3 protein-coding genes and 3 pseudogenes are annotated in these 3,732 nt (G+C 67.8%); 2 read left to right on the top strand and 4 right to left on the bottom strand.

Going from position 1 to position 3,732, the window contains the following annotated elements; all coding sequences use genetic code 11:
* Nucleotides 1-91: 91 nt before the first annotated feature.
* Nucleotides 92-370: pseudogene (locus tag AB0D14_RS44700) on the bottom strand (IS5/IS1182 family transposase); the annotation flags it as partial.
* A 211-nt stretch (nt 371-581) separates the two neighbouring features.
* Nucleotides 582-1,196, bottom strand: a complete 615-nt coding sequence (locus tag AB0D14_RS44705; RefSeq protein WP_362791212.1) for a hypothetical protein — start codon at nt 1,194-1,196, stop codon at nt 582-584.
* Nucleotides 1,197-1,521: 325 nt separating this feature from the next.
* Here AB0D14_RS44705 and AB0D14_RS44710 point away from each other — a divergent pair, with 325 nt between their 5' ends.
* On the top strand, nt 1,522-2,067 hold the full coding sequence (locus AB0D14_RS44710) for a hypothetical protein (protein WP_362791214.1): 546 nt from the start codon (nt 1,522-1,524) through the stop codon (nt 2,065-2,067).
* 221 nt (nt 2,068-2,288) lie between these two features.
* Here AB0D14_RS44710 and AB0D14_RS44715 read toward each other — a convergent pair whose 3' ends face one another.
* Together AB0D14_RS44715 and AB0D14_RS44720 are read right to left on the bottom strand one after the other, a co-directional pair.
* On the bottom strand, nt 2,289-2,468 hold the full coding sequence (locus AB0D14_RS44715) for a hypothetical protein (RefSeq protein WP_362791217.1): 180 nt from the start codon (nt 2,466-2,468) through the stop codon (nt 2,289-2,291).
* 18 nt (nt 2,469-2,486) lie between these two features.
* Nucleotides 2,487-2,752 (bottom strand): annotated as a pseudogene (locus tag AB0D14_RS44720) (site-specific integrase); the annotation flags it as partial.
* Nucleotides 2,753-2,868: 116 nt separating this feature from the next.
* Here AB0D14_RS44720 and AB0D14_RS44725 point away from each other — a divergent pair.
* A pseudogene (locus AB0D14_RS44725) lies at nt 2,869-3,624 on the top strand (IS5 family transposase).
* The last annotated feature ends 108 nt before the right edge of the window (nt 3,625-3,732 follow it).

Raw genomic sequence — 3,732 nt, forward strand, 5'->3', positions numbered from 1 at the left:
CAGGCTGCCCTCAGCTGCACCGGCCTGCTGCGACAGGCCAGCGGCGGGGTCCTTTCACCCCCGCTCGGGGTAGTGGCGCCTCGTGGCGCACCAGCGCGTACTTCCAGTCGATCGCCCGCACCGCCATCGCCGCGGCCTGCCGATCCGTCAGGCCCTCCGCGAACTGCAACACCGTCACCAGCGACAACACCCCAGGTGACAGGCCCGGAGCACCCCGCACCCCGAACGCCTCCGTGAACGGCTCATCGACGAAGACCTCCGCGAGGCGATCCCGCACCCGTATCGGCAGACTCCCCTTCGGGAACGCCGCCCGGGCCACCACCACCGTCTCTTCCGGGATCTCCGGCAACCCCACCGGCCGCATCGACATCCGTACCGCCTCCAGGGCCGCACGACAGGAAGACGACCCCGCCAACGATCATCGCCGACCCGGCCTCACCCCCGCAGCGAATTGCGCAGCAGAGTCACTGGGGTACTTGCCAGGGCAGCATCGGGATGCGCCTGATGAAAGGTGCTGGTCCTACCGCAGATGTAGCGGTAGGACCACCTCGTCGATGCGTTCGTCTGAGGTGGGCGGGCCCTCAGGAGTCGAGTGCCGCCTGCTGCGCCCATGCACCCTTGCGGTCCAGCTCACGTGCGCGGATCCATCGCCCGCGCACCTGAGTGCCGTCAGCGAGCGTCACCCTGATGGTCATAGCAACAGGGCGGGCCTTTCCGTGCAGTTCCTGCCGACCCGAAAGATCCTCTGACTCGAAGCGGAGCCCTCCGAACGCTGGCAGCGCATAGTCGAGGTCAACGCCGGGCTCGGTCAGTTCAGCCGGCTCGACGGTGACGCGAGCGAACTCCCCGCGGAGTGTCCGCCAGTTGACCGTGTACCGGCAGTAGAGGTCGGCGCCAGTAATCGTGGTGTCGGTCTGGCTGCGGTTGATGACGTGCACACGAAAGACGTTGCGGACCTGGTCGGGTGATGCGACACGCCTGCGCTCGATGATGTTGTAGGTCACGAGAACACGGACCCGCGGCCGGGTGCGCCGGTAGTTCAGTACGGAGACCAGCATGTTGGCCCCCGTGAACAGGGCGCTCACAGAGGCCACGATGATGGCAACGACAGACAGCTGCATGAACGGATTCTGCTGCGTGAGCCTGGCGGGCTGCCCCCGATTTGAGCTGAAATTGCGGATCTGCTCAGCTGCCACCGGGGTGGATCAGGAGCCGGCACGCGGCGGGCCCGGTGAGTCCAGCACGCGTGGTCGACGCTCGGCACAGAGCCGCGGCATCGTGTCTGCCCGCCCCGCACGTCGTTGGACAGGACAGCCCGCAGGCTTCCCCCGGCCCGCCGCTCAGCCGTTGAGGACCCTCTCCCGTGCACGTACCACCGGGAGCGGGGCCTCAGCTTCCTCGCTTCTACCGGCCGCCCATGTGGGAACGGGGCTACCTTCGAGCGTGCGGCTCTGGTGCGCCGTGGAGAGGGAACCCGACGGCGCTCGCAAAGCATCGTGGCCATCGCGCACACTCTCTGTCGTGGACACGAAGATGACCAAGAGCGCCGGCGAGCACTGGGTCTGCTCTGTGCTCGCAAGCGCCGGATGGGGTGCCGCGCTCACCCGCGACGGACTGGAGCGCACCGATATTCTCGCCGTCCGCGCCGATGGCACCCGGCGCATGATCGAGGTGCAGGTCAAGACGGCCAGCCCTATGCCGAAGCCGAACTGGCGCTGCGGGACAAAGACACAGTTGCCGTCCCTGAGCGACCGCGAGTGGTTCGTGTTCGTCGCTCTGGATCCGACGCTTGGGCGTGCGCCGGCGTCGTACGTCGTCCCGCGCGACCATGTATGGGCTGCGGCGTGGATGGAGCACCAGGACTGGCTGACCGAGCCGGGTGTCCCGGCTGGCAGGAGAAACACCGGCTTCGATCAGGCCCGCGTGTACGCGTCGACATGGGAGGGCTACCGCGACGCGTGGGACCTGCTGCAGCAGCCGACATCGCAATGCCCGGTTCGGCTGCCGCAAGCCTGGAGAGCGTGGGTGGACAACCCGCGCGTCGGCTTGCCGCCAGGCCACCCTTGAAGGGATGGGCTGCCCGACTGGCCGGCAGCGGAAGGCTCGTAGCTCTCACGGCGGGACAAGCCCCGGGGCAGGCCCCAACTCCAGGCTGTATTGCCATCGATGACGACCTGCGGCACCTCACAACGCGGCAGGCCAAGGCCAAGTCCGGTACCGACTCCACCCCTCGCGAGCCGGGCCGACCTCGGGGGTGCCGACAAGCAGGCCGTTACAGATCGGCCGGCTCAGCGCGGCCAGGCGGTCGGAGTGTCCGGTGGCAGCGGGATCTCGTCCAGTCGCAGCCACCTTTCCTGGCCGCTCTGGTCCGGCAGGCCAAACCGCACGTCCTGCGCCTCGTCTGACTCGTACGGGGCCTCTCCGACCGCGCGCAGCAGGGCGTGCAGCCGGGGGTGAGAGGCCTGCAAGGCCCGGTCGCGTACGCCCTCGGCGCGCAGTTCGTTGATGTGCTGTTCGATCGCCGGGAGATAGGAGGGGTCGGGGCGGTAGAAGCCGCAGCCGGCGCACTGGAGCGGATAGGGCAGGAGCCGCCTGCGGCTTTGACGTTGCTGGGTTCGGTGCAGCCGCCGTAGGGGACGGCGACGGAACGCAGTTCGTAGGCGGTCTCGGAACTCGGGCTGGGGCGGCCGTGGTTGTCGACCACGTGGGCGGCGAGCTTGGTGACGGCGTCGCGTTTTCGTTTCAGGGAGACGGTTAATGAGCCTTTTCCAACCTCCCGCATCGGCTGGGTAGTTGGCCTGACAAACGGGTGAAGCCCCTGGTAGATGGGTTTTCGACCAAGAGAACCGTCTCCACCAGAGGCTTCGCATGCTTGTCTACCCGTCCGGCGTCGACGTGTCCAGCTCTGCCCTCCGCTTCCTCGCCGCCCGCCTGAGGAAACACCGCCACGCTCTCGGAACCCGATGGCGGCGCCTGAGTGCGGGCCGACAGGCCCTGCTCGCCCTCGCCCACCTCCGCAACGGCCAGCCCTACGCCCAGCTCGCGGCCGGTTTCGGGATCGGCACCACCACCGCCTACCGCTACATCACGGAGGCCGTCGAGCTCCTGGCCGCCCTCGCCCCCACGCTCGCCGAAGCAGTACGGGCCGCGTCGATGAAGGCGTACCTGCTCCTGGACGGGACGCTTCTGCCGATCGACAGGATCGCCGCCGACCGGCCCTTCTACTCAGGCAAACACAAGAAGCACGGCATGAACGTGCAGGTCATAGCCGACCCGAAGGGTGAGCTATGACCTGCCCTGCCCGGTGCCGTCCATGACGTCAGGGCCGCACGCGAGCACGGCATCATCGAAGCTCTCGCCGAGGCCGGCATCAACTGCTGGGCGGACAAGGGTTACCAGGGCGCGGGCGGCACGGTCCGCCTCCCTTACCGTGGCCGATGGGAGAAGCTGTCCGCCGGTCAGCAGGCCGTCAACCGGTCCCACGCAAAGGTGCGGGCACTGGTCGAACAGGCCATCGCCACCCTCAAGCCCTGGCGGGTCCTGCGCAAGCTCCGCTGCTCGACGACCCGAATAACGAGCCTCGTCCAGGCTGTCCTCACCCTCCATCTGGCCAGCTCAGACTGAAGATGGAAAAGCCTCAGTGAGTCTTTGTCAGTAACGGATCATGGCGTTGTGTGATCGTTCAGATGGTGCGGTCGTACTCGAGCTGGAGCAGGACGAGGGCTGCGGCGG

Origin of the sequence: Streptomyces sp. NPDC048484, assembly GCF_040651415.1 — a bacterium.
Lineage (GTDB): Bacteria > Actinomycetota > Actinomycetes > Streptomycetales > Streptomycetaceae > Streptomyces.